The 25129-nt window shown below is 47.4% G+C and carries 30 protein-coding genes; 7 read left to right on the plus strand and 23 right to left on the minus strand.

The features are described 5' to 3' along the window. Nucleotide 1: 1 nt before the first annotated feature. From CTN_RS02095 to CTN_RS02200, 22 genes are all read right to left on the minus strand, one after another. Nucleotides 2-907 carry a D-alanine--D-alanine ligase gene (locus CTN_RS02095; protein WP_038066631.1) on the minus strand — a complete coding sequence of 302 codons (906 nt, stop codon included), beginning with the start codon at nucleotides 905-907 and terminating at the stop codon, nucleotides 2-4. Then, a complete protein-coding gene (gene topA, locus CTN_RS02100) occupies nucleotides 822-2720 on the minus strand; it encodes a type I DNA topoisomerase (protein ID WP_015918923.1) in 1899 nt (632 codons plus the stop codon). The genes CTN_RS02095 and topA overlap by 86 nt, the downstream gene beginning before the upstream one ends. Then, a complete protein-coding gene (locus CTN_RS02105) occupies nucleotides 2713-3726 on the minus strand; it encodes a 3'-5' exoribonuclease YhaM family protein (protein WP_041437470.1) in 1014 nt (337 codons plus the stop codon). The genes topA and CTN_RS02105 overlap by 8 nt, the downstream gene beginning before the upstream one ends. 1 nt (nucleotide 3727) lies before the next feature. Beyond that, nucleotides 3728-4000 (minus strand): hypothetical protein, encoded by a 273-nt coding sequence (locus CTN_RS02110; protein ID WP_236681735.1) that lies wholly within the window; start codon nucleotides 3998-4000, stop codon nucleotides 3728-3730. A gap of 126 nt (nucleotides 4001-4126) precedes the next feature. Then, nucleotides 4127-4339, minus strand: coding sequence for a 50S ribosomal protein L28 (rpmB, locus tag CTN_RS02115; protein ID WP_038066635.1), 213 nt, complete (start codon nucleotides 4337-4339; stop codon nucleotides 4127-4129). 50 nt (nucleotides 4340-4389) lie between these two features. Continuing rightward, complete coding sequence (smpB, locus tag CTN_RS02120) at nucleotides 4390-4839, minus strand: SsrA-binding protein SmpB (RefSeq protein ID WP_174872576.1); 450 nt, start codon at nucleotides 4837-4839, stop codon at nucleotides 4390-4392. Between the two features lie 4 nt (nucleotides 4840-4843). Then, nucleotides 4844-5170 carry a YraN family protein gene (locus tag CTN_RS02125; RefSeq protein ID WP_038066638.1) on the minus strand — a complete coding sequence of 109 codons (327 nt, stop codon included), beginning with the start codon at nucleotides 5168-5170 and terminating at the stop codon, nucleotides 4844-4846. Then, nucleotides 5167-5457 (minus strand): Asp-tRNA(Asn)/Glu-tRNA(Gln) amidotransferase subunit GatC, encoded by a 291-nt coding sequence (gene gatC / locus CTN_RS02130; protein ID WP_038066640.1) that lies wholly within the window; start codon nucleotides 5455-5457, stop codon nucleotides 5167-5169. The genes CTN_RS02125 and gatC overlap by 4 nt, the downstream gene beginning before the upstream one ends. Beyond that, entirely contained in the window at nucleotides 5420-5671 is a 252-nt protein-coding gene (gene csrA / locus CTN_RS02135; RefSeq protein ID WP_015918930.1) for a carbon storage regulator CsrA, read from the minus strand. Before csrA ends, gatC begins: the two co-directional genes overlap by 38 nt. Nucleotides 5672-5675: 4 nt before the next feature. After that, nucleotides 5676-6689: a DNA-processing protein DprA gene (gene dprA / locus CTN_RS02140; RefSeq protein WP_015918931.1), complete on the minus strand. Its 1014-nt coding sequence runs from the start codon at nucleotides 6687-6689 to the stop codon at nucleotides 5676-5678. After that, nucleotides 6676-6969: an RnfABCDGE type electron transport complex subunit B gene (locus CTN_RS02145; RefSeq protein WP_038066643.1), complete on the minus strand. Its 294-nt coding sequence runs from the start codon at nucleotides 6967-6969 to the stop codon at nucleotides 6676-6678. Before CTN_RS02145 ends, dprA begins: the two co-directional genes overlap by 14 nt. Before the next feature lie 13 nt (nucleotides 6970-6982). Continuing rightward, nucleotides 6983-7558 carry an electron transport complex subunit RsxA gene (rsxA, locus tag CTN_RS02150; RefSeq protein ID WP_015918933.1) on the minus strand — a complete coding sequence of 192 codons (576 nt, stop codon included), beginning with the start codon at nucleotides 7556-7558 and terminating at the stop codon, nucleotides 6983-6985. Next, nucleotides 7555-8157 (minus strand): electron transport complex subunit RsxE, encoded by a 603-nt coding sequence (gene rsxE / locus CTN_RS02155; protein WP_015918934.1) that lies wholly within the window; start codon nucleotides 8155-8157, stop codon nucleotides 7555-7557. Before rsxE ends, rsxA begins: the two co-directional genes overlap by 4 nt. Continuing rightward, nucleotides 8154-8831 (minus strand): RnfABCDGE type electron transport complex subunit G, encoded by a 678-nt coding sequence (locus CTN_RS02160; protein WP_015918935.1) that lies wholly within the window; start codon nucleotides 8829-8831, stop codon nucleotides 8154-8156. Before CTN_RS02160 ends, rsxE begins: the two co-directional genes overlap by 4 nt. Beyond that, nucleotides 8828-9784 (minus strand): RnfABCDGE type electron transport complex subunit D, encoded by a 957-nt coding sequence (locus CTN_RS02165; protein ID WP_015918936.1) that lies wholly within the window; start codon nucleotides 9782-9784, stop codon nucleotides 8828-8830. Before CTN_RS02165 ends, CTN_RS02160 begins: the two co-directional genes overlap by 4 nt. After that, nucleotides 9781-11088: an electron transport complex subunit RsxC gene (rsxC, locus tag CTN_RS02170; protein WP_015918937.1), complete on the minus strand. Its 1308-nt coding sequence runs from the start codon at nucleotides 11086-11088 to the stop codon at nucleotides 9781-9783. Before rsxC ends, CTN_RS02165 begins: the two co-directional genes overlap by 4 nt. Nucleotides 11089-11092: 4 nt before the next feature. Next, the gene (gene lipS2, locus CTN_RS02175; protein WP_015918938.1) at nucleotides 11093-11944 is read right to left on the minus strand and encodes a LipS2 family lipoyl synthase; all 852 of its coding nucleotides are present in this window, start codon (nucleotides 11942-11944) and stop codon (nucleotides 11093-11095) included. Then, nucleotides 11941-12204, minus strand: coding sequence for a hypothetical protein (locus CTN_RS02180; protein ID WP_015918939.1), 264 nt, complete (start codon nucleotides 12202-12204; stop codon nucleotides 11941-11943). Before CTN_RS02180 ends, lipS2 begins: the two co-directional genes overlap by 4 nt. A gap of 5 nt (nucleotides 12205-12209) precedes the next feature. Further along, nucleotides 12210-13238, minus strand: a complete 1029-nt coding sequence (locus CTN_RS02185) for a DUF4899 domain-containing protein (protein ID WP_015918940.1) — start codon at nucleotides 13236-13238, stop codon at nucleotides 12210-12212. 3 nt (nucleotides 13239-13241) lie between these two features. Next, nucleotides 13242-14513, minus strand: a complete 1272-nt coding sequence (locus CTN_RS02190; RefSeq protein ID WP_015918941.1) for a glucose-1-phosphate adenylyltransferase — start codon at nucleotides 14511-14513, stop codon at nucleotides 13242-13244. 11 nt (nucleotides 14514-14524) lie between these two features. Then, nucleotides 14525-15637, minus strand: a complete 1113-nt coding sequence (gene glgD, locus CTN_RS02195) for a glucose-1-phosphate adenylyltransferase subunit GlgD (protein WP_041437477.1) — start codon at nucleotides 15635-15637, stop codon at nucleotides 14525-14527. A gap of 35 nt (nucleotides 15638-15672) precedes the next feature. Then, complete coding sequence (locus CTN_RS02200) at nucleotides 15673-16209, minus strand: hypothetical protein (RefSeq protein ID WP_015918943.1); 537 nt, start codon at nucleotides 16207-16209, stop codon at nucleotides 15673-15675. Nucleotides 16210-16272: 63 nt separating this feature from the next. Here CTN_RS02200 and CTN_RS02205 point away from each other — a divergent pair, with 63 nt between their 5' ends. From CTN_RS02205 to murC, 7 genes are read left to right on the plus strand one after another with little or no spacing between them, the layout of a single operon-like run. Continuing rightward, complete coding sequence (locus CTN_RS02205; protein WP_015918944.1) at nucleotides 16273-17745, plus strand: UDP-N-acetylmuramoyl-L-alanyl-D-glutamate--2,6-diaminopimelate ligase; 1473 nt, start codon at nucleotides 16273-16275, stop codon at nucleotides 17743-17745. Next, the gene (locus tag CTN_RS02210) at nucleotides 17742-19025 is read left to right on the plus strand and encodes a UDP-N-acetylmuramoyl-tripeptide--D-alanyl-D-alanine ligase (protein ID WP_015918945.1); all 1284 of its coding nucleotides are present in this window, start codon (nucleotides 17742-17744) and stop codon (nucleotides 19023-19025) included. The genes CTN_RS02205 and CTN_RS02210 overlap by 4 nt, the downstream gene beginning before the upstream one ends. Continuing rightward, nucleotides 19022-19930, plus strand: a complete 909-nt coding sequence (mraY, locus tag CTN_RS02215; RefSeq protein ID WP_015918946.1) for a phospho-N-acetylmuramoyl-pentapeptide-transferase — start codon at nucleotides 19022-19024, stop codon at nucleotides 19928-19930. Before CTN_RS02210 ends, mraY begins: the two co-directional genes overlap by 4 nt. Continuing rightward, nucleotides 19927-21225 (plus strand): UDP-N-acetylmuramoyl-L-alanine--D-glutamate ligase, encoded by a 1299-nt coding sequence (murD, locus tag CTN_RS02220; protein WP_015918947.1) that lies wholly within the window; start codon nucleotides 19927-19929, stop codon nucleotides 21223-21225. Before mraY ends, murD begins: the two co-directional genes overlap by 4 nt. Next, nucleotides 21222-22313 (plus strand): FtsW/RodA/SpoVE family cell cycle protein, encoded by a 1092-nt coding sequence (locus tag CTN_RS02225; RefSeq protein ID WP_015918948.1) that lies wholly within the window; start codon nucleotides 21222-21224, stop codon nucleotides 22311-22313. The genes murD and CTN_RS02225 overlap by 4 nt, the downstream gene beginning before the upstream one ends. Next, the gene (gene murG, locus CTN_RS02230; protein WP_015918949.1) at nucleotides 22310-23329 is read left to right on the plus strand and encodes an undecaprenyldiphospho-muramoylpentapeptide beta-N-acetylglucosaminyltransferase; all 1020 of its coding nucleotides are present in this window, start codon (nucleotides 22310-22312) and stop codon (nucleotides 23327-23329) included. Before CTN_RS02225 ends, murG begins: the two co-directional genes overlap by 4 nt. Further along, nucleotides 23326-24699: a UDP-N-acetylmuramate--L-alanine ligase gene (gene murC, locus CTN_RS02235; protein ID WP_015918950.1), complete on the plus strand. Its 1374-nt coding sequence runs from the start codon at nucleotides 23326-23328 to the stop codon at nucleotides 24697-24699. The genes murG and murC overlap by 4 nt, the downstream gene beginning before the upstream one ends. Here murC and CTN_RS02240 read toward each other — a convergent pair. After that, nucleotides 24651-25127: a metallophosphoesterase gene (locus CTN_RS02240; RefSeq protein WP_015918951.1), complete on the minus strand. Its 477-nt coding sequence runs from the start codon at nucleotides 25125-25127 to the stop codon at nucleotides 24651-24653. The genes murC and CTN_RS02240 overlap by 49 nt on opposite strands. Between the last annotated feature and the right edge of the window lie 2 nt (nucleotides 25128-25129).

The raw sequence follows: 25129 nt of genomic DNA on the forward strand, positions 1-25129 counted from the left end.
CTCACTCTCCTTTCAAAAAGGCACTCTTTATGATTATATCTATCAACTCCTCAAATTCGATGCCAGCTGCCTTTGCACTCGCGGGAAGGTCGCTGAGTTCGGTGAGTCCCGGGACTGTGTTTATCTCGAGAAAGAAAAACTCTCCGTTGAAGAAGATTCCATCCACACGTCCAAAGCCCCTGCAGCCTGCTTCAGTGAATGCCCTGAGGGCAGTTTCTTTCACTCGCTGTTCTTCTTCTGGTTTCAGCGGGGCTGGCAGCAGAAATTCCGTTTCACCTTCTGTGTACTTCGCGATGTAATCATAGAACTTCCTTCTCTTTGGTCTCAGTTCCAGTATGGGTAAAACTTTGAAACCTTCTTCGGTCTCTATTATCGATACCGTCATTTCTCGCCCCGGGATGTATTCCTGAACGATCACACTGCCGTAGAGCGGTAGATCTTCTTTCAGCGCCCTCTGGAATTCCTCATCCGATTCACAGATGAAAACACCGATACTGGAACCTTCTCTTCGTGGCTTCACCACACAGGGATAACCAACAGGAGATGAATCGATGTGTTCCTTGACTTCGACGAAATTCGGTATCTTAACAAAATCCTTCAGGAATCTGTAGGCGAGAAGTTTGTCGAAGCAGAGCATGCTGGAGAACGCATCAGAACCCGTGTACCGAACCCCGAGGAAATCCAGTATGGACTGGAGTGAACCATCCTCTCCGAACGTTCCGTGAAGCACGTTGAACACCAGGTCGAACTCCTTCAACTTTGGAGCCTCTTCCAGGAAATTTCTGCCAACGTCGAAGACGACGTATTCGTACCTCAGAGCATCAAGAGCTTTTTTTACCCTTTCTCCGCTTCTCAGTGAGACTTCTCTTTCTCTTGACGTTCCCCCCATCAGAAGTGCTATCTTCATCGTTCTTCCTCCCGATGAACATCTTTCCGTTCTCTATGACGGCAACCTCATCGTTTCTTACACTTCTGCTTTTTCCACATTCACACTTCAGGTAAAACCCATACCTTCCAAAAGAAAGAACCATGTCCTTTCCACAGGAACATTTTTGATCCGTTGGGTAATTGATGATGATCCTGTCGTTCTCGTTGAAGACCTTTGAAAAGGTTCGATAGAAATCCTGTAAAACTACTTTGTCTGTTTTCTTTCCCTGTTCTACCTCGTCGAGTTCTTTCTCCATCTCGGCGGTGAAAGAAATATCCACGATGTCGGCGTACTTTTTCTCCAGGTAGTCCATGACAACACTTCCGATAACCGTGGGATAGAGGTATCCCCTGATTTTCTTCACGTATTTTCTGGAAAGAAGAAGTTTTATCGTAGATGCATACGTGCTGGGGCGTCCTATTCCGAGTCTTTCCATTTCCTTCACCAGAGTACCTTCAGTGTATCTGGGTTTTGGCTTTGTTTCCAGTTCCTTTATCTCCACTTCCACCGGTTTTACGATCTCACCCTCTTCGAAGGGAAAATCACCGACGTTCCTCTCCGTTTTCCATACTCTCTCGTAACCATCGAAGATCCTCTTCAGAATCGAACCTTTGAATCGGTATTTCCCGTCTTTCGATCTCAACACAAAGCGAGTCTCTTCGTACTCTGAGGGTTTCATTTGAGAAGCAAAGAACCTTTTCCATATCAGTTCATAAAGCTTTCTCTGATCTGGGTTCAAATACTTGCTGATCTTTTCGGGCGTCATGAAAACATCCGTAGGGCGTATGGCTTCATGAGCATCCTGTATCCTGGCAGTCCTGCTCTTTTTTCTTCTTCCAGTTCCGATGTATTCCTTTCCAAAATCTTTCTCTATCAGCTCACGAGCGGCCTCTTTAGCGTAGTCTGAAACTCGGGTGGAGTCCGTCCTCATGTAGGTGATGAAAGCGATGTGACCTTCTTTCGTCTCCACTCCTTCGTACAGCTGCTGGGCGAGTAACATGGTCTTTGCTACAGAAAAACCCAGTTTCGCGTAGGCTTCCTGTTGGAGTGAACTGGTCTTGAAGGGATCCGGTGGTGAGAACTTCTTTCTGGAGACGGTCTTTTCCTCCACAACCAGTTCCTCTATGGACTGCAGCTCTTTGAGTACATCCTCTTCCAGAAAGGTCTTTTCCTTCGTTATCATCTCGGCTTCCAGACCATGGAACTTAACGACAACGCGATGGTATTTCTTCGGTACAAATCTCAGTATTTCCCTTTCCCGGTCACACACGAGTTTCAAAGTGGCAGACTGTACTCTACCGGCGCTCAAGTTGGATTTGAAATTCTTCCACAACACAGGGCTCAGAGAGTAGCCAACGATTCTATCCAGAATCCTCCTTGCAAGCTGGGCATGAACCTTGTTCATATCTATTTTCCGGGGATTTTTGACCGCTTCCTTTATGACCCTGGGGGTGATCTCAGAGAAGATGATTCTGTTTCTCTTTCCAAGGGTGTTCGTGAGTCTGGCCACATGCCATGCGATGGCTTCACCTTCTCTGTCCATGTCGGAGGCGATGAATATCTCTCCCACTTTCGAAATAGCCTTTATCTTTTCGACGATCTTTTCCTTTCCTTTTATCACGGTGAACTGTGGTTCAAAGTCGTTCTTCAAATCAACACCGAATTTGCTCTTTGGAAGGTCCACAATGTGTCCCATCGAAGCGAAAACCTCGTACTCGGGCCCCAGAATTCCCTTTATCGTCTTTGCCTTCGCCGGAGATTCCACTATTATGTACTTCTTTTTTTTACTCATTCAACTCCTCACCTCTTATGAATATCCTTCTTTTGAGATTCTTGTCGTACTCCGTCCACACCTGATCCGAATCGGCGTTCTCTATGATTTCAAAGAACCTTGCAAGTTTTGAGTCAAGATTTTCCACATGGTGAACGATCAACGCCTCTATGGTCTTCGGTACGACGGGAGATCCCCATTCCAGCTCTCCATGGTGAGAAAGGATGATGTGTTCCACCTCCAGCACCTTTTTCTCAGGAAGGCCAAGTTCTTTTGCCTTCTCCCTCACCATCATGGCACCTATCGATATGTGCCCCTTCAACTCTCCCTCCGTGGTCACATCGATTCCAGACTCCGTCACAACGTACTCTCTCACCTTCCCTACGTCGTGGAGAAGAGCCCCGGTTATGAGAAGATCACGATCCACCGGATAATACCTGCTGATTTCCCTGCATATTTCTGCAACCGTAAGGCTGTGTTCCAGAAGTCCTCCTATGTAGGCATGATGAACCCTCATCCCCGCAGGCGATTTGAAGAACTTTTCTGAGAACTCCTCATCTTCTACGAAAAATGCCCTCAACAGTCTTTTGTAATCTCGATCTTTGATCTGATCTATCAAAGAGAACAATTTTTTCTTCATAACCTCAAGATCTTTCTTCGATTGGGCCACGAACTTCGAGAAGTCGTATTCATCTTTCTTCAAAACCCTGATGGCGTTGTAGTCGTTTTCTACGTTTATCTGGATTCTGTTTTCAAAGAAAACGACCCTTCCCTTCACCTTGACGACACTTCCTTCTTTCAACCTCTGATCGTTCAACTCAGCGTTGTACCAGTCAACGGCCCTCACCGCCCCTGTTCGATCCTCCAGGGTCATTATCAGAAACTTCTTGTTGTCTTTAGTTTCTTGAAGCTTTTTGCTTCGAATTTTCAGAACGATTTCGACGTTGTCGTTGATGTGATCCTTGAGATCCTGAACGAAGAGTTCCTGACCAAGCAGATCCTTCGGCATCAGATCTCCCAGTTTCAATTCACTCACTTCCTTTCTCGACGATCAATTTCTTCAAAAAGTCGAAGTCCTCAACAGGATGAGGAAAAACAAAAGATGTCCCATCTTCAAAATAAAAAACTACAGATAGAGCTCTCTTCTCTACACTCTTCACCGAAGAGAGCCTGAAGACTTTTTTTCCCAATCTCAACGCGTCTGCTTCCTGATCGACGACGATTTCTCTTTTGAATATGGAAAGTACCCATACACCAAAGATTATATCCAGAATCAGGAAGAGATACCTCAGAAGAGCCAAGAGGGGTTTGTATAAAAGGAAAATTGTGAGATCAAAACTCACAACCCATAAGGCGAGCAAGGCAAACTTGTACCAGAAAGGTGTTCTGAATCTTATTGTCATGAACAACGCGGGCGAAACGCCCGCTCACACCTCCGAAACCTGACCTACGTATTTCTTCACCTTTCCGGCTTTCAAGCAAGAAGTGCAGACTCGCATTCTCTTGATGGTTCCATCCGGGAGCACGACTCGTACCTTTTGAAGATTCGGTCTGAACCATCTACCGGTCTTTTTGTTGGAATGACTCACGTTGTTTCCAGATCTGGGCGCCTTTCCGCACACTTCACACCTTTTTGCCATGATCACGACCTCCTGTGGATCTGTTTTTTCTCTTCATGAGTATACCACAGTTATCTGGAGTACTTCATGTACTCTCTTATTTTCCTTTCCATCTCCCTTCTCTTTATCGCCTCTCTCTTGTCGTACTTCTTTCTTCCCCGTGCAACGGCTATCTCTACCTTCGCTATTCCCCTATCGTTGAAGTATATCTTCAAGGGGACTATGGTGATTCCTTCCTCCTGCACTTTTCCCATGAGCCTTTTGAGTTCCCTCTTGTGAAGAAGAAGTTTCCTGGGTCTTTCTGGATCGTGGTTGTGTATTCCGCCATGACTGTACGGTGGTATGTGGAGGTTCAAAAGATACAGTTCTCCATCTTTGAACCGGCAGAAAGAGTCTTTGAAATTGACTGAACCGTTCCTGAGAGACTTCACTTCGGTTCCGGTGAGAACGATGCCCGCCTCGTACGTCTCAAGAATCTCGTAGTCCGTGTAGGCCTTTTTGTTGGTGGCCACGATCTTCACTCTCTCACCCCAGCCAGAGACCTTCAAAGTGGTCAATCCCTTTCGGTGTTACCCTCACAAAATCCACCCTCACAGGTCCTTTCAATCCTTTCTGAAGCATGTACAGTTTTGCCGCTTTCTCTATGTTTCGAACCTTCTTCATATCGATCCTTTCAAGGGGATCCACCTTTCCTCTCCCACTTTTGACCTCCACGAACACGGTTTCTTTTCCACAGCGCGCTATTATGTCTATTTCTCCGTACTTTGTTCGGTAGTTTCTTTCCAGAATCCTGTATCCTTTCTTTTTTAAAAAGTCACACGCGAGGTCTTCAGCCGCTCTCCAGTCCATCACCGATGAATCCCGGGAACCTTTATGTGACCGTCTTTTTCTTCGGGGAAGTTTTTCTTTATGAGATCTCTACCCTCGAAAAATCTGGGCCCACCTGTTCTGAGTTCAGCAACATCCTCGACCGGTGTGTACATCGGTTCCACACCTTCAACGTCCACTTCACTCAAAAGTTCCACATAATCGAGTATCTCCTGAAAATCCTTCATGAGGCTTTCTCTCTGTTCTTCAGAAAGTTCGAGTCTTGCCAGATTTTCAAGATGAAGGACCAGGTCTTTTGTAACCTTTATCATTCTTCCATACCTCCTTGAGATCGTCCTTTGATACGCTGGCTGCCTTTACGTTCTCATTTTTGAGTTCTTCGTAGAGTTCTTCCCTCAAAATTTTCACATGCTTTGGTGCCTCTATTCCGATTTTAACAGAATTTCCCTCGATTTTAAGAACAGTTATAACTATATCATCACCGATCACGATCCTTTCTCCGACCTTTCTTGTGAGAACCAGCATACTATCACCCCAGTGTTCTGTAGATACCCCCAGTGAATTCAACAAGGCCCATGAGTTCCAGTTCAGAGATCACCCTGAGAACCTCCGACACATCCCATTCCAGTTCCTCTACCAGATCATCCACAGATTTTGGAGAAACCTTCAGATATTCGTAAACCGTCCTCTGTGCCGGTTCGAGTGAAAGATCTTTTTTTGAGGCAATTCCAAAATAAAGTCTCAAGTCTTCTTCGTCCGTGAGGGGATACGCTCCAGACCTGACGAGATAGTTCGTTCCCTCACTCGTCTTCCTGTCTATATCACCGGGGACCGCAAACACATCCCTTCCGTTTTCCAGAGCAAACTTCGCCGTTATCAGAGCACCACTTTTTATGGGAGCCTCTGTGACGATGATCACCTTGGAAAGGCCCGCTATGATACGATTCCTCGCCGGAAAGTGATGTTTTCTAGGCTTTGTTCCCATCGGGTACTCACTCACAACACACCCGCTCTCCAATATCCTGTAAAACAAACCTTCGTTCGATCTTGGATAGATCACGTCCACCCCGGCTCCAAGAACCGCAACGGTTTTTCCACCGCTTTTCAGAGTTTCTCTGTGGGCAACAGAGTCTATCCCAAGAGCCATACCCGAAACAATCACAAAGCGCTCACACAAAAGCCTCACAAAACGCTTTGTTACACTGATTCCATAACCGGTCGGCCTTCTCGTTCCCACAACTCCTACACAGCTTTCTCTGAGAAGACTGTCATCCCCTCGAACGAAGAGAACAGCAGGTGGAAACTTGCTTCTTCTCAGAGACTCCGGATAGGAATCGTCCCAGAAAGAGATGAGTTTCACATCGTATTTCTCTATGAGGAATTTCTGTCTTTCAAACTCTTCTTCATCACACTTTTTTCGAAACCTCTGTGCTTTTTTTGGATCGGAGTTTTCCAGAAAGTCTTCCAGTTCAAGATGAGGTTTCAGTTCAGAAAATCTGAACCCTCCGTGGTGAACGAGTAGAGCTATCTCAAGAGGCGTCACTTTTGTGCTCCTCGAGTATTTTTTTTATCTTCTCTTCCACGCCCTGCGGTCTTCCTGGAAGACATCTGTTGGTTTCTGCCTGTCCTTTAACTATCGCCTTCGCGTAGGCTTCACAACCGGCAAACCCACAGGCACCGCAGTTTATACCGGGAAGAACCTCCACTATCATCTTCACACGTGGATCCTCTTCCACCCTGAACCTCTGTGCAGAATAGGCAAGAAAAACTCCGAATCCAAATCCCAGGATAGCGAGCAGAAGTGTAGAGTAAAGAACAACCAACTCCATCACCTCCTCACAGCTTCACCATGCCCTGGAAACCCATGAACGCCAGAGAAAGAAGACCGGCGGTGATCAGAGCGATAGCGGTTCCTTTGAAGGATTCTGGAAGATCGTACAGATCGAGTTTTTCCCTTATACCGGCAAAGATCACTAGCGCAAGGGCAAATCCCAGTCCAGAACCCAGGGCGTGAAAGACGGCCTCAACAAAGGTCAGTTTCATGAGACTGTTCAGAAGCACCATTCCAAGAATTGCGCAGTTCGTTGTGATGAGAGGAAGAAATATTCCAAGGGCTTCGTACAGATCGGGACTCGACTTCTTCAGGAAGAGTTCAACGAATTGAACAAAGGAGGCAATGACCAGGATGAAGACGATCGTTCTCAGAAATTCCAGACCCGTGGCGATGAGGAGTCTGTCCAGAAACCAGCTGATTGCAGCAGAAACCGTCATGACGAAGGTAACGGCGATACCCATTCCCGTCGCCGTTTCCAGCCTCTTGGAAACCCCAAGGAAGGGACATATTCCCAGGAACCTGGCGAGAACAAAGTTATTCACGAAAATGGCAGAGAAGAAGAGCAAGAACACCTTCATTTGGCTTCACCTCTCTTCTTCCTTCTCAGGCCGACATAAGAAAAGAGCGCTGAAAGGAGTCCAAGTGTTATGTAAGCGCCGGGGGGCAGTATTTCCAGGAAGATCTTGACCTTCCAGATCTCGTATCCGAATATCGTTCCGTTCCCAAAGAACTCTCTCACACTCCCGAGCAGAACGAGAGAACCAGTGAAACCAAGACCCATTCCCAGACCATCGAGGAAAGAGTCGAAAACTCCGTGTTTTGAAGCAAAAGCCTCTGCCCTTCCCATGATTATACAGTTGACGACGATGAGCGGGATGAAAAGCCCCAGCGTTTTCCACAGTTCGTAGGTGAAACCGTGCATGAGAAGATCTATCATGGTGACAAAGGACGCTATGACAACGATGAATATGGGAATTCTGATCTTTTCAGGAACGAGTTTTCTTATGAGAGAAATGACCACGTTCGACATGGTGAGAACCGCCGTGGTGGCAAGCCCCATTCCCAGACCGTTGATCGCACTCGTGGTGACAGCAAGAGTGGGACACATTCCAAGGACCTGAACATATGTCGGGTTTTCCTTTATGAAACCCTTTGTAAACTCCTTAAGACGGTTCATTTCAGCACCTCCTCGGTCAGATACCTGTACATGAGGTTCAGAGCCACCGTGACCGCCCTTGGAGTGATGGTCGCACCCGTCATGACATCGCTCACCTTCACGATTCCTTTTTGCTTCAGTTCCTCTGGAGACCCCTTCGGAAGACCGGCATCTTTGTCCACTTTTAGTCCATTCTTCAGACCCTCCGGTGGGATGGGAAAGAACCTCTTTTGAATGTCTTCCTCTCCTATCTTCGCTCCAAGACCTGGTGTTTCCTGAGAGTAGTCGATCACCCTCACGGAGTTGAGCATCAAGCCGCTTTCAGTTTCAAGAAAACAGGCCACAACGGTTACGTTCCCTCCGAAACCCGGTGCATAGCCTGACAGAACGTACGCCTTTTTTCCACCGTTTGTTCTGAACTCATAAACCGGTCCAAGAACGGTACCTTCTCTGTACTCTTTCAAAACGATCGTTTCTATTCCAGTTTTCTTCACCACTTCTTCGATCGTTTTTTCGTTCACCAGATATTCACCACTGATGGGATCTTTCAGAACAAATTTGATAGCGTCCAATTTAGCCGCGTTGTCTGCCTCCTGAATCTTTCCTTTGACCCCCATGTACACGAATCCCAGGAAAAGACCAGAGATGGCCGTGAAGATCATGAGAATCAGCCCTGTTTTGATGATGTCCTTCATTCTTTCACCTCACCGAAAATACGGGGTCTGGTGTATCTGTCTATCAGAGGAACCAGCGCGTTCATGAAGAGAATGGAGAACGAAACACCCTCAGGATACGCCCCAAAGAGTCTTATAGCCATGGTGAGAACACCACATCCCACACCGAAGATCAACTGACCCTTTGCGGTGATCGGGCTCGTCACCATGTCGGTGGCCATGAAAAGGGCACCGAGCATGAGGCCACCGCTGAGAATATGGAAGAGAGGATCCCCAAATCTCGGATTCACCAGATAGGCTATTGAAGAGAACAGAAAAACAGTTCCTATGTAAGAAATGGGGATGAAGATCTTAACTCTCTTTCTCAAAAGAAGATAGAGAAATCCTACAAGGAGAAGAAGAGCGCTCGTTTCACCAAGAGATCCCCCAACGTTCCCTATGAACAGATCCCAGTAGGAAGTGATCACACCATGTTCTTTGAAGAGGGCAAGTGGGGTGGCTGCCGTCATCACGTCCGCCGGGGACTTCCAGAACCCTGCGCCGGGTACAACCCACGTGGTCATGTAGGTGGGAAAGGAGATGAGAAGAAAAGCCCTTCCAACGAGCGCTGGATTGAACACGTTCTGTCCAAGACCTCCAAACGCGTGCTTACCCAATCCCAGTGCGAAAACAAGTCCCACCAGAAAGGCCCAGAAGGGAAGTCTTGTACTCACGTTCATCGCAAGAAGCAATCCGGTCACGGCTCCACTCCCGTCAGGGACAAATTCCTTTATACCCCTCAGGTACCTCATGACGAATATGTCGAAGAGTTCCCCAAGCAACGCCCCTGAAACGCAAAGAAACAACGCGTACCACCCGAAAAAATAGGCCGCTCCGACAACGGCAGGTGAGAGGGCGATGAGAACGTCTATCATGACCTTTCTCACATCGTCGTTTTCCCGAAGATGGGGTGCATAGGCGCTCGCCAACTTCATTTTCTACCCCTCCTTGTGGCCCGATAGACAGTTTTGGCAAGTTTTATGTATCTCACATGCTCTATCTTGGACGGACAGGTGTACGTGCATGATCCGCACTCTATACAGTCCATGAGGCCGTTTTCCACTGCCTCGTCGTATTTTCTCTTCGTGGAAAGAAGATAAAGCAGATAGGGCTGAAGGTTCATCGGACACACCTGAACACACTCACTACATCTTATACAGGGTTTCTGAGACTGGGGTTTCCTTGGGAGAAAGGCTGTTATTCCGGAGGTTCCTTTCATAACGGGAGTATCGAGACTTGTGATAGAGATGCCCATCATTGGACCACCCAGAATGACCCGTTCTGTCCTTTCATCGATTCCACCGCAGTACTCGAGGACGTCCTTCACGGGTGTTCCAATTCTGACGATGAGATTTTTCGGATCTCTGACCGCATCACCGCTGACCGTCATGCCTCTTTCCACAAGGGGTTTCCCATCAACGACCGCTTCTTTCACCGCAACGCAGGTTCCAACGTTTTGAACGACCACCCCAACGTCCATGGGAAGACCGCCCCTTGGGACCTTCCTTCTCGTGATAGCGTATATGAGCTGCTTTTCTGCCCCCTGAGGGTACTTTGTCTTGAGAAGTGCCACATCAACAGGATATCCCTTGAAGACCTTTTTCAAGTGATTGTAGGCATCCATTTTGTTGTTCTCCACTCCGACTACTGCTTTTTGAACTCCCAGCACCTTCATCATGATCAAAATTCCCTGGAGTATGTCTTCTGCCCTCTCCAGCATCATTCTGTGATCTATTGTGAGGACGGGTTCACACTCTGCACCGTTGATGATCAGGGTGTCTATCTTCTTCTCAGGAGGCGGTGAGAGTTTCACGTGGGTGGGAAACATGGCTCCACCGAGTCCAACTACCCCTGCCTTTTTGATGACATCCAGTATCTCCTCTTTCGACATGCGTTCGAAATCACCTGTTTCTAGCCTCACCCATTCGTCATCGGAGGTCCTTTCAATCACGACAGCTTCAACGGGTTTTCCAGCGACTGGATGAAGAATCTTTTTTATCTCGATCACTTTTCCTGTCACAGGAGAATGGAGGTAGGCCGAGATGAAACCATCTGGCTCTCCTATGATCTGTCCCGTTTTCACCTCATCGCCGGGTGAAACCAGTGCTTTGGAGGGACTTCCCGCATGGTTCAGTAGAAAAACGTAGACCTTCTGAGGAAGTGGCATCTTCTCGATTGGTTTTTCCTTCGTCCAATCTTTCAACTGTGGAGGATGTACCCCTCCTTTGAAAGTGAGCACGCTTTCACCTCCAGTGCACGTTGTAAACCGGTCCCTTCGGGCTTTCGTTGTAATAAGGGCGTGTACAATGTGGACAGCCTCTGGTTCTGAATGCCTCCTCTGGAAACTCACCGGACCATCTGACGTCAATTATTCTACCATTTTGATCAAAAATGATATCCTTCAGTGTTATCAGATCCTTCTCCAAAAGATATGTCGAAAGCTGAATCCTTCTGTAACGCTCCAGGGAGGGCCTTTCTTTCTTCTCCAGAGCGGTACCCTTTATGGGTGTGAAGGCGAAAAGAGAGAACGTGATTTTTCTCTCCTTTGTCCAGAGGAAAAATTCGATGATATCTCTATCGCTCTCTCCCAGTCCCACTATGACGTGCGTTGTGATCTTCCCCGGAAACATCTCCGAGGCTTTCTCAAGGATGGAAAGGTGTCTTTCGTAGTTTCCACCCCTGATTTTCTCGAAGAGATCTTTTCTCGGAACGTCCACGGCGATTCCCACTCTATCGGTTCCCAGTTCGAAGTACTCTGCCACCTCTTCTAAACTGACTGGCCTTACACTCAGGGAGACAGGTATCGTGAACCTTGGAACGATGGAACGAAGTGCCTTTCTGTAACCTGGCTGGGAAACGACCTGAACACACACCCTTTTGAAATGAACGTTCAGTTTGTCGAGAAGATCACCGGAGATCTCTTTCCAGACAACCCGGGAGAGGAAATGTGAGGGGGAAGTAGAGGACCTTGCCTGGGAACAGTAAAGACAATTGTACACACACCTCTCACCGAGCATGAGATAAGCAGTGTCCATGCTGAAGGCGGTTTTCCCTTCCAACTTCTGAAGTGTTCCTGCTGAGGCCCTCAGTATCATTGCTCCACCTCGAACCTGTACACTCTCCCAGATTTTTTCAGATATATGAAACCGTCCCTCACAGACACTTCGAAGCCGTTGTACGCTCCGGGAACAGTCTGACCTGCTTCGATCCTCATTAGAACACCCTTTGCTGTTCTTTTTGCGATCTCCCGTTCTCTGTACAACACGAACCTTTTTCTGGCCTGAACTGAAACACTACAAACCATCAAAAAGGCCATCGTCACAATGAGCAAGGCGAAGAGAGTTTCGAGAATCAACGAACCTAACTGAACAGAAGATAAGACAGAATCAGAAGTATCCCCATCACGAGCAAGGCCAGAACAAAAGCCAGGAAGAAATCCGAACTCGTCACCGCCTGAACAGGTTGTGCGTACTTTCTTGAAGGCGGTTTTTTCTCCTCTTTTGATGCTTTTTCCCCCTCCAGTATCTCTCCGATTTTTTCCATCCATTCCTCATCGGAAGTCTTCACCCTGTTTTCACCGTACTTTATCTTCAGGTTTGGCGACACTATGGCCTTTCCGTAGATGCCCTCGTCGAATTCTACCTTTAGAAGGTAAAAGTTGCCACTTTTCGTTTTTATGAGTTCTTTCGATATCAACTTTCCTGGAAGACTTGCCACATTCTCTGTTCCAAACCTCTCTTTGAGAAAATTCTTGAATTTTTCGGAAACACCACCATTCCCGTAGTTGAGGATCACAAAATCCACCACGTCTTCAACGTCTATCTCCTTTATGGTGACACCGTTCAGGGGGTCGAGAACGGGAAAGATCTCAGGGAGGTTTTTGAGGTCTTCCCTTTGTAAGACACTGAACACCGCCTCCGTAGAGAGCTCTTCAAAGTGTTGCTTCACCGCTTCAAGAGACACGTCTTCGAAATTCAATGGGGTGGCGACAACTTCCACATCGACCTTTTCAGACCACTCTCTCAGGATATCGGAGATGAACACCCTCAAGGCTTCGTGGTCGCCATTTTCGGTGAGCCTGAACAGCTCGCTTCCAATGAGGCGCAGGTTCTGCCTTCTGGACTGTATCAACCAGAAGTCGAAGAACTCGTCCGTTAGAGTAGGGCTCTCCGCAACTTCCACCAGTGCTTTTTCCTTTTTTATTCTGAAATCTTCGAGAAAATCCTCGAAGCTTCCGTTGAGGTCGACAGAGTACTTCCTTGCGTATCGGCCAGGGACAACGAAGAAGTCGTACTCAGGAACCTGGTTTAGCTTTCCGAGAAAATAACCCTGGACGACTTCGGATGTCAGCTTCGAGATCGCCCTGAACTTCACAAAATAGAGATCCACCTATCATTCCTCCCTGGGTAGAACAAAATCCCCTGACTCCAGTTTTTTTGTTTTGAAGTCCTCGGGTTTCACACCAACGCCTATTACACAGTTTTTCCCAATTACCACGTCGTCCGGTATCGTTGAATTCATTCCCACCACCGTCAAAAGTCCCGTGTAGATCTTGGGGTCGAGTTTGCTCTTGGCGTCCTCGCCCACTCCCATTTTCACGTTGTTTCCTATCTTCACGTTCTCTGCCACTATCACGTTTTCCAGATAACAATTTTCTCCTATCTCCGTCCTCGTCATTATCACCGAGTTTTTCACGACGGTACCCTTCCCGATCCTCACTCCCTGAAAGATCACAGAATTGGTGACTTCTCCGTACACCTCTGCACCCTCGCTGATAAGGGAAGTGGAAGTTCTTGCCTCTGGTGCCACGTACGCTGGAGGCATCTCTTCAGAGTGAGTGAAGAATCTCCAGTTTGGATCGTAAAGGTTGAAGGGAGGAACGGGAAGTACGAGTTCCAGGTTTGCTTCCCAGTAAGATCTGATGGTCCCCACATCCCTCCAGTATCCATCGAACCTGAACGCATAGAGGGACCCTTTGTTTTCCCTCAAAATCTTCGGTATCACATCTTTTCCGAAATCGTGCGAACTGTTCGGATCGTTTTCGTCCTCTATGAGGACCCTTTTCAGGAATTCGTAGTTGAACACATAGATTCCAAGGGAAGCAAGATTTGAGCGAGGCTTTGGTGGTTTTTCCTCGAAGTCCACGATTCTCCCTTCGACGTCCGTTATCATGATACCGAATCTGCTCGCTTCCTCCAGCGGCACCTCCATACAGGCTATCGTACCGTCTGCTCCTTTCAACAGATGATAGTCTATCAGGTCGTTGTAGTTCATGGCGTAGACGTGATCACCGGATAGAACCAGAACGAGCTCTGCATCGTTTTCTTCCAGAAACTCCAGGTTCTGATACACCGCGTTCGCCGTTCCCTTGTACCAGTCAGATTCGTTTCTTCCAACGTAAGGTGGCAGGATTTCCACTCCTCCATCCTTTCTGTCCAGATCCCAGGGTCTACCTATTCCTATGTGTTTTGCCAGAACGTGTGGTCTGTACTGCGTGAGTACTCCAACTCTGTATATACCAGAGTTCACGCAGTTGCTCAGTGTGAAATCTATTAGGCGGTATTTCCCACCAAACGGTACAGCGGGTTTTGCTATCCTTTCAGTGAGAACACCGAGCCTCGTTCCCTGCCCACCTGCCAGGATCATTGCAACTACGTTTCCCATGATATCTCACCTCACAGAACAGCCCTTTTCTCGAAAACGGGAAGATCACCACTGCCTTCCACGACCCGTCCTTCCCGTACGATACAGTTCTTATCGATTATCACGTTCCTCAGAACCGCACCTTCCTCCACGACCGTGTTTTCCATGATTATCGAGTTCTCCACGACGGCACCAACCTTTATCCTGACGTTTCTGAACACAACAGAATTTCTCACAGTACCAGCGATCACGCTTCCATCGGCTATCAGAGAGTTCTCCACAACGGCGGTCGAAGTGAACTTTGGAGGTGGAAGATCCTTCAGCTTCGTGTACACCTTGCCGTTCTTGTAGAACAGTTCATCACGGACTTCCTTTTTCAAGATGTCCATGTTTATTCTGTAGTACTCTCGTATTCCTTTCTTCACGTTCCTCCAGTATCCATCGAACCTGTAAGCGTACACCTTCAATTTGTCCAGATTTGGGATCACCACATCGAGTAGAAAATCGTACTTTCCCTGTGGAACGGTTGCGTAAAGAAGTTCTTTGAGAAGCTCCTTGTTGAGAAAATAAACTCCGAGAAACGCAATGTTCCCCTTCGGTTTTGCGGGTTTTTCTTCTATCTCCACAACCCTCATGTCCTGGTCAAGTTGTACGATTCCATACTCGCTCAGATTGTATGTCTCATCTAGTTCTTTTACAAGCAGTGTGATGTCCGCTCCTTTTTTGAGATGGTAGTTGAACATATCCTTGTAGATCATCTTGTAGATGTGATCGCCCGATCCTATGAGAACATGATCTTCTTCTCCTCGCCTCAAGATGGTCATGTTCTGAAAGATGGCATCCGCCGTTCCCCTGTACCACACTTCTCTGTTCGGTCCAACGTAGGGTTGGAGGATGAAGAGACCACCGCTTTTCCTATCGAGGTCCCACTCCTTCCCGGCCCCCAGATGATCCATGAGGCTTCTTGGGTTGTACTGGGTCAGGATACCGACTTTTCTGATACCGGAGTTCACCATGTTACTCAGCGTGAAATCTATCGCCCTGTACTTCCCGAAAACAGGAACAGCAGCACTTGCTCTGACCTTCGTCAGAGGCCACAACCTGTCGCTCTTTCCACCAGCGAGGATCAAACCGAGCACTCTCATCTTCTTCACCTCTCTTCTTCCTCATCGAAATTCTATCACCCCCAGCTTCCCTCAACGAAACCGTTGGAGAGTTTTTTCAAAAGGTTGAGGATAGAATTGGTAACGGGATCGGGATACTCTCTGATGACGAGGAAAACCCTCTCTCCGACACTCCTCATGGCGGACAGAAAACCCGCCACCCTGAAGACATGACCTACCGCCTCTGGAAACACCAGGACATCTGCTCTTTCCACTTCTTCAACTGTTCGTTCCGGTACGTCGAGCATCTCTTCGAAACTCACGCCGTAGCGTTTGGAGAAAAGATCCAGCATCGCACAGGAAAGGGAAAAAAGCACCTTGGGGTGTTCTGGAAAATGCTCTTCGAGTTTCTCAAAAAGACCGAATATCTGCGCGGATTTTGCTTCTTTCAGAAATCCTTCGTACTCTTCCAGCACGGCAACCACTATCTTGTAGTTCTCTCCCAGACTTCTTTCTGGAACGATTGAAGAGACTCCTTTGAATTTTCCCTCCATCAGTTCCAGTCTGATGATTTCCCTGTCCTGCCATTTCTCCAGATGATAGGTTACTATCATAATCTCACCTCCCTGGAAAAGTTTTAAATAAGGTGTTAGAATTCCTTCAGGGGTGGTTCAATAATGACTATATCAACAATCGCTTCGATTTTGAAAGATCAAATTCTGAAGGTCAACGCCCCTATGGATCTGGAAATCTCCGGAATCTCCAACCACACTTCCAGGGTGAAGAAAGGAGATCTTTTCATCTGCAGAAAGGGAGAAAAGTTCGACTCCCATGAGATAATTCCAGAGGTTATCGAAAAGGGAGCCGTGGCCGTTGTGGTGGAAAGAGAAGTGAATTTTGATGCTCCAAGCATCCTGGTCTTCGATTCGAGATATTTTGAAGCAAAGCTGGCGAGCCTGTTCTTCGAGGATCCCTGGAAGGACACTCTCACCTTCGGAATCACGGGCACGAACGGAAAAACGACCACAACGTTGATGATCTATCACATGCTCACATCGATGGGAGTGAAAGGGAGCGCCCTCACCACAGTGTTAAAGAACGTTCTTGGAAAAACCTATTACGAAGACATCACCACTCCCGATGCAATCACCGTTCTCTCCGCAATGAAAGAAAACAAAGACGGTGGAGGAAGGTTCTTTGCCCTTGAAGTGTCTTCCCACGCACTCGTACAGAAGAGAGTGGAGGGTGTGAGGTTCGACGTTGGTATCTTCACCAACATATCACGTGATCATCTGGATTTCCACGGAACTTTCGAAAATTATCTGAAGGCCAAACTCCATCTGTTTGATCTTTTGAAGGACGATGGTTTTGCCGTTCTGAACGAATCTTTGTCCGATGCCCTTCATCGAAGGGTAAGGAAGGTCACTTTCGGCACATCCAGAAATGCAAACTACAGACTGGGGAACATCGAAGTGAGTTGGGAGGGAACATCTTTCGTACTGGAAACACCGGATGGCTTTCTGAAGGTTTTCACAAGAGCCATCGGTGATTTCAACGCGTACAATGCAGCAGCGGCCATAGCCGCCCTTCACCAGCTGGGGTTCGATCCAAAAGAACTCGCCGAATCCCTGGAGAGTTTCACGGGGGTTGAAGGAAGATTTGAGGTCGTGAAGGCAGCAAAAAAATCGGGCTTCAACGTCATCGTTGACTTTGCCCATTCACCGGATGCCCTGGAGAAACTGTTAAAAAACGTCAGAAAGATATCTAAGGGAAGAGTGATCGTTGTGTTCGGGGCGGGGGGAAACAGCGACAGAGGCAAACGCCCCATGATGTCGAGAGTTGTTTCTGAGTTAGCAGATGTGATGATACTGACGACGGACGATCCAAGAGGTGAAGATCCAGAGCAAATAATGGAGGATCTGATAAAAGGGGTGGACAAAAACAAGCCCTATCTTGTGCTCTTCGATAGAAAGGAAGCCATAGAGACAGCCCTCACGATAGCAAACAGGGGGGACACCGTTGTCGTCGCTGGAAGAGGTCATGAAAGATACCAGATAATAGATGACGAAAAGAAGATCCCGTTCCACGATAGAGAGGTGATCGAAGAGATACTGAGAGAAAAGTTAAGGGGGAGGAAGTTCGTCCAGTGAAGGAGCTCCTTGGAAGAAGATTCGTTTTGAACTCAAAAGAGGTAAAGGAAGGAGACGTTTTCGTTGCTGTGAAAGGAAAAAGATTCGACGGTCATGATTTCATAGATGAGGCTCTGAAGCGCGGAGCTCATGCTGTCATAGCAGAGAGAGCAGTAGTACACTCGGACAGAATTGTTCTTGTCAAAAACACGGTGGAAACGCTGGCAGAACTTGCCCGCCTGAAATTGAACGACTCTCCGAAAACGATAATTGGAATAACGGGCTCGAACGGAAAAACAACAACGAAGGAAATACTTTACGAACTTCTGAAGAGAAGAAGAAACGTTTTCAAAACCCCCGGCAACATGAACACGGAGTATGGCCTTCCCCTTTCTATACTGAACGAGTACGGTGGAGAGGAGATCCTTGTTCTTGAGATGGCCGCAAACAAAAAAGGAGACATCGCACATCTGTGCAGCATAGCACCTCCCGACGTGGCCGTTTTGCTGAACGTGGGAAGCGCTCATCTGGAATTCTTCAAAAGCAGGGAAAACATCATGGAAGCCAAACTCGAGATCGTAAAACATTCGAAGAAAGACTCCGCTGTCGTCACATTCTTTGACGATGGTGACCTGAGAAAGAAGGTGCCAGTTCTTAGAGAAAACGTGTTGTTCTTTGGAACAAAGGGTGGAGATGTCGTTCTAGAGGACTGGTGGTACTACGAAAACTCCACCATCTCAGAGTACCGGATGTTCGGTTCATCTTTCACGATCAAATTACCGGGATTCTGGAACAGAGGACAACTTCTCAATCTTGCTGCCTCACTCTGTGTCATGAAGGTCCTTGGAGAGAAAGTGGACGTTCTCGAGTTATCCAATCTGAAAGCTGTTCCGGGAAGATTCAACGTGAAGGAAGTGGAGGGAGTGAGGATCATCGACGACACCTACAACGCCAGTCCAGAAGCCTTTCAAATGGCGATAGAAGCGCTTCTCAAATTCCCCGGCAGAAAGTTCGCCGTTGTGGGGGCGATGAAAGAGCTGGGGGAGGAATCGAAAAAATTTCATGAAATGCTAGGAAAACAGCTCGATGCCCTGGACGGTGTGTACGTGTTTTCAACTGAACCCGAGGCAGGGTGGATAAAAACCAGAAAGAAGGTGCTCGAAACAGACAGTGCAGAGGAGATCGCCAGAGATCTCTACACGAGAGTCAGAAAAGGAGATACTGTGCTCTTCAAAGCCTCCAGAGCGGTTAGAATAGAAAGAGTTCTGGAGATCTTCGAAAGGGAGCTGAAAAAAGGATGATAGCAGCAAGTTTTCTTTTGAACCTTCTGATCTATCCGTTCCTGATAAACCTGTTCAGAAAAAAGAGTGTGGGGCAGTACATAAGGAAAGAAGGCCCCGATCTTCATGGGTACAAAGAAGGAACACCAACGATGGGAGGCATTCTGTTCGTCCTGATCGGACTTTTGTTTGGCGTGCTTTCAAAAGAAAATGGTGTGATCCTCACCGGAGCATTTCTGTTCTTTCTCATAGGTTTTCTCGATGATTTTCTCAGCATTGCAAAGAAAAACTCCACCGGTCTAAGAGCATACCAGAAGGCTCTCCTTCAAATTGCCGCTGCTTCCGTTGTGATCGCTTTTTCCCAACCGGAAACGGCTGTCGATTTCTTTGGTATCAAACTGGAAATGGGTGCCTGGTACTACCTACTTGCGCTGATCGTGATCGTGGGAAGTTCGAACGCCATGAACCTGACCGACGGGCTCGATGGTCTTGCGGGATGGGTCTACATCAGTGGAGCCATTCCATACTGGTTCTTTCTCAAAGAGAAGGGTTTTTCAGAAAACATCATCATCCTTCTGAGTGCGGGAGTTCTGGCGTTTCTCATCTTCAACTCTAAACCTGCCAGGATCTTCATGGGTGACACAGGATCCATTGCGCTGGGCGGGACACTGGGTGTCGTCTCCGTTCTCACCAAGACGGAGTTCTACCTGATCGTGTTTTTCCCGATTCTGGTCGTTGAAACACTGAGCGTGATCCTTCAGATTCTGTCCTTCAAACTCTTCAAAAGAAGAATCTTCAGGATGGCACCTCTTCATCATCATTTCGAGCTTCTCAGCTGGGAGGAAGAAAAGATCGTGGCGGTCTTCACCATTTTCAATCTGATTTCTTCTCTGATAGCCCTCGAGGTCTTCGGGGTGATAGGATGAGGATCGGTCTTCTTGGATTCGGAAAGAGCAACAGGGCGCTTCTGGATTATCTTCTGGAAAATGGGGAAGCCGAGATCTTCGTGAGCGAGGAGAAAAGACTCGATGACGATACGAAGAGTTATCTGAGAAAGTGCGGTGTTGATTTTGAGGAGGAAGGCAACACCGAGAAACTCCTGGATTGTGACGTTGTGTACGTCAGTCCCGGTGTGAAACCCCGCTCGGACATTGTCAAAAAACTGCTTGCAGGTGGTGTGAACATATCCACAGAGCTTCAGTTTTTTCTGGACAGAGCGGACAAAGAAAAGGTCATAGGTATCACCGGAACGAACGGAAAGAGTACCTCTGCTGCTTTAATGCACCATGCCCTCTCACATCGAGGATTGAAGGTCTTTCTGGGAGGAAACTTCGGAACACCCGCTGTGGAGGCACTCAGAGAAGATTACGACTATTACGTTCTAGAGGTGAGCAGTTTTCAGCTCTTCTGGTGTGAAAGACCCCGAGTTTCCAGATTTGTACTTTTGAACATATCGGAGGATCATCTGGACTGGCACTCTTCGTTCAAAGAGTATCTCAACTCGAAATTGAAACCCGCTTTCTTTCAGGAAGAGAAGGACACATTCGTGTACAACAAGAACATAGAGACTCTGGAAGACCTGAGCAGAGTGAAACCGAAAAAGATCCCGTTCTGGACAGAGGACACCTTCGTTGAAGAAAACAGATTGGTTCTTCAGGGAAAAAGTTTTCCACTTCCAGGATCCTATCCACTCCAGATGAAGGAGAACATCCTAGCGGTTTCCGTTCTGTATAATGAACTTTTTGGGGATGTGGAAGGATTTCTAGACTCTCTCAGAAGTTTCAAACCCCTTCCTCACAGGATGGAGTTTCTCGGAAAGATAAAGGGAAGATCCTTCTACAACGATTCCAAGGCGACTTCCACTCACGCTGTTCTGGGAGCCCTTTCAAACTTCGACAGAGTCATTTTGATAATGTGTGGTATCGGAAAAAATGAAAACTACTCTGTGTTCATAGAAAGGGCAAGACCAAGAATAAAACATCTGATCGTGTTCGGTGAGATCTACAGAGATCTCAGACCGTTTCTAAGTAATGTTCCTTACAGCATTGTCTCTGATCTGGAAGAAGCGTTTAGAAAGGCACTCGAGGTGTCAGAAGAAGGAGACGTGATCCTGTTCAGTCCAGGCGGTGCCAGTTTCGACATGTACGAAAACTACGCAAAGAGGGGGGAACACTTCAGAGAAATCTTCGAAAGATACAAAAAAGAGGAGGGTGAATCTTGAACGAAAAATCCCTCGTGTTCTTTATCATCGTTCTTCTGTGTGTTGGCTTTATGGCTCTCAGCAGTTTCGAAATGATGCAGGACTACATAAGACCCACAAGTGAGCGTTCTGTGATCTTGAATCACCTTCTGAAACTGACGGTGGCCCTCGCTTTCTTCGTGGTTTTTCTGTACACCGACCATAGACTTCTCTTTTCAAAACAGGTGATAGTGGGTGGATATATCCTTTCCCTGGTGCTGCTGATGATTGTGCTGATTCTTCCAGGTGGAGAGACAGGAGCACACAGGTGGATCGACCTTGGCTATTTTTCCTTTCAACCTTCCGAACTGGTCAAGATATACACGATCCTCTTTCTGGCATGGTATGTTGAAAAAAACCAACTGTACATGAAGCGTCTGTTCAGGGGATTTCTGAAACCTTTACTTCTGGTGTCTCCGTTTCTCTTTCTCATACTCGTGGAGCCAGATTTCAGCACCTTCGTTTTGCTTCTCCTCACCGTTTTGCTGACCCTCTACGTTGCCGAAACACGCGGTGTATACGTTTTGACGTTCTTCCTTATAGGTGTGATTTCCTTCATCTACATGTACAGAATGGGGATTTTAGACAACATCCTGAGAAGCTATCAGATGCAAAGAATCGTTTCCTATCTGAAAGGAAACGTTTCAGAACAGGTGATGAGAGCCGTTGAGGCGATAAGAAGTGGAGGGGCTGTGGGAAAGGGTCTTGTTCTGGGAGAAGAAAAGCTTTTTGTTCCGGTTGTGACCAGTGATTTCATACTGGCGATAGTTGGAGAAGAACTTGGTTATATCGGCCTTGGTGTGGTTCTCTTCTCCTTCTACGGATTGATACACAGCCTCGTGAAAGTGGTTTCAAGAATGCAGCCTATGCTTTCTGTTAAAACATTCATCTCAGGCTTTGCGATTCTGATCATGCTTCAGGTGATGGTGAACGTCGGTGTTATATCCGGAATCTTTCCTGTGACAGGGGTAACACTTCCACTGGTGAGTTATGGAGGAAGTTCTCTTCTTGCCACGATGATAGGGTTTGGCATAGTCGGTAACATGATCCTGGAGAGTGAAAGAGAATGATACGGGTGGCAGCCGCTGGTGGAGGAACGGGCGGACATCTTTACCCTTTGCTTGCCATACTTGAAACACTCTCCAAAGATGTGGAAACAAAGGTCCTGTTCTTCGCTGTGAAAGGAAAGATAGACGAAAAAGTCGTGAAACAGGAACATCCAGAGTACGAAGTTGTCACTCTGGACGTTAGAGGCCTTTTCAGGCCACTCTACCATCCAAAGAACTTCTGGCGAGCCGCGAAGGTGGTCAACGCGATTTTGAAGGCAAAAAAAGAACTCCTCCGGTTCAAACCCGATGTGATTGTTCTCACCGGTGGATACATTTCAGGAGTTGTGGGGCTTGCGGCAAAAAACATGGGAGTTCCCATCTTCCTGCACGAGCAGAACGTGGTACCCGGCCTTGCGGTGAAAACTGTGGCGAAATACGCCAGAAAGATCTTCGTCTCTTTCGAGAGAACAAGAGAGTTCCTGACAGAGTGGAAGGACAGGGTTCTCTTCACTGGATGTCCTGTGAGAGAAACAAAAGAGGAGGTAGATCTGGAAGACTTTGTCCTTGTTCTTGGTGGAAGTTTGGGGAGTGACCTGATAAACAGTCTGATGGAGGAAGTATATCGCAGGATCTCCTGTATTCGTTTTGTCCACTCTACGGGATCTCGGAGATGGGCAGAAAGGCTCTCTGTGTTTCCGAACGTCACAGCACATCCTTACATAGAAAACATGTCTTCCTTCTGGAAAAAGGCACGCGCGTCCATCTCCAGGGCAGGTGCGAGTACGATAGGTGAGATGATCTACTATGGAGTGCCCGGTGTTCTCATACCCTGGGAAGGCTCGGCAGAGTCACACCAACTTGAAAATGCCCTGGAAGCTGAAAGGCTCGGTTATGCGATCGTTGTGAGGGAAAAGGAGGCCACTCCTCAGAAGATAATTGAGGCTATTGATAAAACAATGAAAAAAGGTAAAATAGAGAAGATGAAGGAAAACCCTGCAACGATAATCTCGAGAGAAATACTGGGGGAGATAAGGTGAAAATTCACTTTGTTGGTATCGGTGGAATCGGAATGAGCGCACTGGCACTGCATGAATTTTTCAGTGGCAATGAAGTTTATGGTTCCAACATAGAGGAAACAGAAAGAACCACGTATCTAAAAAAGTTGAAAATACCCGTTTTCATCCCTCACTCTGAGGAGAACTGGTTCGACCCGGATGTCCTGGTCAAAACACCGGCCGTTCACGAAGACAATCCTGAGATAATCCGCGCAAGGAAAGAGAACGTACCGGTTGAAAACAGGCTTTCTTACTTCAAAGTGATCCTCAAGCGGGAAAACAGGGAAGAATTTGCCGTCACAGGAACGGATGGGAAAACCACCACAACGGCCATGATCGCCCACGTTTTGAAAGAACTGAACAGATCTCCTACGGCGTTCCTCGGAGGGATCATGGATTCACTGGAACACGGTAACTATGAAAGTGGAAAAGGACCAGTTGTGTACGAACTCGACGAGAGCGAAGAGACCTTTTCGGAATTTTCCCCGAACTATCTGATCATCACAAACGCCAGAGGAGACCACCTGGAAAACTACGCAAACTCGATCTCAAGGTACAGAGCCGCATTTGAAAGAATCAGCAGAAACTCAGATCTTGTGATCACCTTCGCCGAAGACGAACTCACCTCGCATCTCGGCAACGTGACTTTCGGTGTGAGAAAGGGAATGTACACACTGGAGATGAGGAGTGCGTCCCGCTCCGGGCAGCGGGCAATCATCGAAAAAAACAGAAAAAGATACGCAGAACTGAAACTCAGGATTCCAGGTTTTCACAACATACTGAACGCTCTGGCGGTGACGGCCCTCTTTGATTCTCTGGGATACGACCTGGAAGAAGTTCTGAAAGCCCTGGAGAGGTTTCCAGGTGTTCGAAGGAGATTTTCGATATCCTACCACGATCCGGAGAACAACATATACGTGGTCGATGACTATGCGCACACCCCGGAGGAGATAAAAAATCTCCTTCAAACGGCAAAAGAAGTCTTCGAAAACGAAAAGGTCGTGGTGATCTTTCAGCCCCATCGTTATTCACGTCTGGAAAGGGAAGATGGAAACTTCGCAAGAGCACTTCAGCTGGCAGACGAGGTGATAGTGACAGAAGTCTACGATGCGTTCGAAGAGAAAAGACCCAACGTCTCCGGGAAGATCATCTGGGACTCTCTAATGAATCTTGGTAAAGAAGCGAAATTTGTGGATGACCTTTCTCGGCTGAACAGCGTTATCGTTCCCAGAGACAACACCGTGTTTTTGTTCGTTGGAGCAGGAGATATCATTCACTACTCAAAGAAGTTTGTGGAGACGCTTCAGAGCTCCACTAACTCTCCTTCACGCGTTTCTGGATCGAAAAGGTAAACGGTCGATCTTCCGGTGAGATATCCACACAGCTCTCCTGGATTGATAACCAGGGTTTTTCCCACTTTCCTCACATCGATTCGATGGGTGTGACCGTAGAGCACCAGATCGTACTCCTGGGAATTTGCAATGGTTTCTATCAGAATGGGTTCGTGCATCATCACCACCTTCAGACCATCTGCTTCGACAACAGAGGGTGGCTTCACTATCCTTCCATCGCTTCTTCTGTGAAGGAGCAGAACTTCTCCATCGTTGTTTCCAAACACCCCGTGAAATTCCACTCCTTCTTTCAGAAGTTTTCCCAGAACGAAGGGTGCCACGAAATCTCCGCAGTGAAATACCCTCTTCACCTTTTTCTCAACGATCAGGTTCTCAACCCTTTCCAGAACCTTCATGTTATCGTGAGAGTCACTCAAAATCAACCACATAA

Source organism: Thermotoga neapolitana DSM 4359, from assembly GCF_000018945.1.
Taxonomy (GTDB): Bacteria; Thermotogota; Thermotogae; order Thermotogales; family Thermotogaceae; genus Thermotoga; species Thermotoga neapolitana.

Excerpts from the sequence above, each read along its gene's own strand:
- rsxA (WP_015918933.1), bottom strand. The coding sequence starts at position 7,558 with ATGAAGGTGTTCTTGCTCTTCTTCTCTGCCATTTTCGTGAATAACTTT.
- CTN_RS02160 (WP_015918935.1), bottom strand. The coding sequence starts at position 8,831 with ATGAAGGACATCATCAAAACAGGGCTGATTCTCATGATCTTCACGGCC.
- CTN_RS02240 (WP_015918951.1), bottom strand. The coding sequence starts at position 25,127 with ATGTGGTTGATTTTGAGTGACTCTCACGATAACATGAAGGTTCTGGAA.
- glgD (WP_041437477.1), bottom strand. The coding sequence starts at position 15,637 with ATGAGAGTGCTCGGTTTGATCCTCGCTGGTGGAAAGAGCGACAGGTTG.
- csrA (WP_015918930.1), bottom strand. The coding sequence starts at position 5,671 with ATGCTGGTTCTCACAAGAAAGGTCGGAGAAAGGATCGTGATCGGTGAT.
- topA (WP_015918923.1), bottom strand. The coding sequence starts at position 2,720 with ATGAGTAAAAAAAAGAAGTACATAATAGTGGAATCTCCGGCGAAGGCA.
- murD (WP_015918947.1), top strand. The coding sequence starts at position 19,927 with ATGAGGATCGGTCTTCTTGGATTCGGAAAGAGCAACAGGGCGCTTCTG.
- CTN_RS02095 (WP_038066631.1), bottom strand. The coding sequence starts at position 907 with ATGAAGATAGCACTTCTGATGGGGGGAACGTCAAGAGAAAGAGAAGTC.
- CTN_RS02165 (WP_015918936.1), bottom strand. The coding sequence starts at position 9,784 with ATGAAGTTGGCGAGCGCCTATGCACCCCATCTTCGGGAAAACGACGAT.
- CTN_RS02190 (WP_015918941.1), bottom strand. The coding sequence starts at position 14,513 with ATGGGAAACGTAGTTGCAATGATCCTGGCAGGTGGGCAGGGAACGAGG.
- rpmB (WP_038066635.1), bottom strand. The coding sequence starts at position 4,339 with ATGGCAAAAAGGTGTGAAGTGTGCGGAAAGGCGCCCAGATCTGGAAAC.
- lipS2 (WP_015918938.1), bottom strand. The coding sequence starts at position 11,944 with ATGATACTGAGGGCCTCAGCAGGAACACTTCAGAAGTTGGAAGGGAAA.
- rsxE (WP_015918934.1), bottom strand. The coding sequence starts at position 8,157 with ATGAACCGTCTTAAGGAGTTTACAAAGGGTTTCATAAAGGAAAACCCG.
- CTN_RS02205 (WP_015918944.1), top strand. The coding sequence starts at position 16,273 with ATGACTATATCAACAATCGCTTCGATTTTGAAAGATCAAATTCTGAAG.
- CTN_RS02200 (WP_015918943.1), bottom strand. The coding sequence starts at position 16,209 with ATGATAGTAACCTATCATCTGGAGAAATGGCAGGACAGGGAAATCATC.
- gatC (WP_038066640.1), bottom strand. The coding sequence starts at position 5,457 with ATGATAAAGGTTACAAAAGACCTGGTCCTTCATCTTGAAAATCTGGCA.
- mraY (WP_015918946.1), top strand. The coding sequence starts at position 19,022 with ATGATAGCAGCAAGTTTTCTTTTGAACCTTCTGATCTATCCGTTCCTG.
- murG (WP_015918949.1), top strand. The coding sequence starts at position 22,310 with ATGATACGGGTGGCAGCCGCTGGTGGAGGAACGGGCGGACATCTTTAC.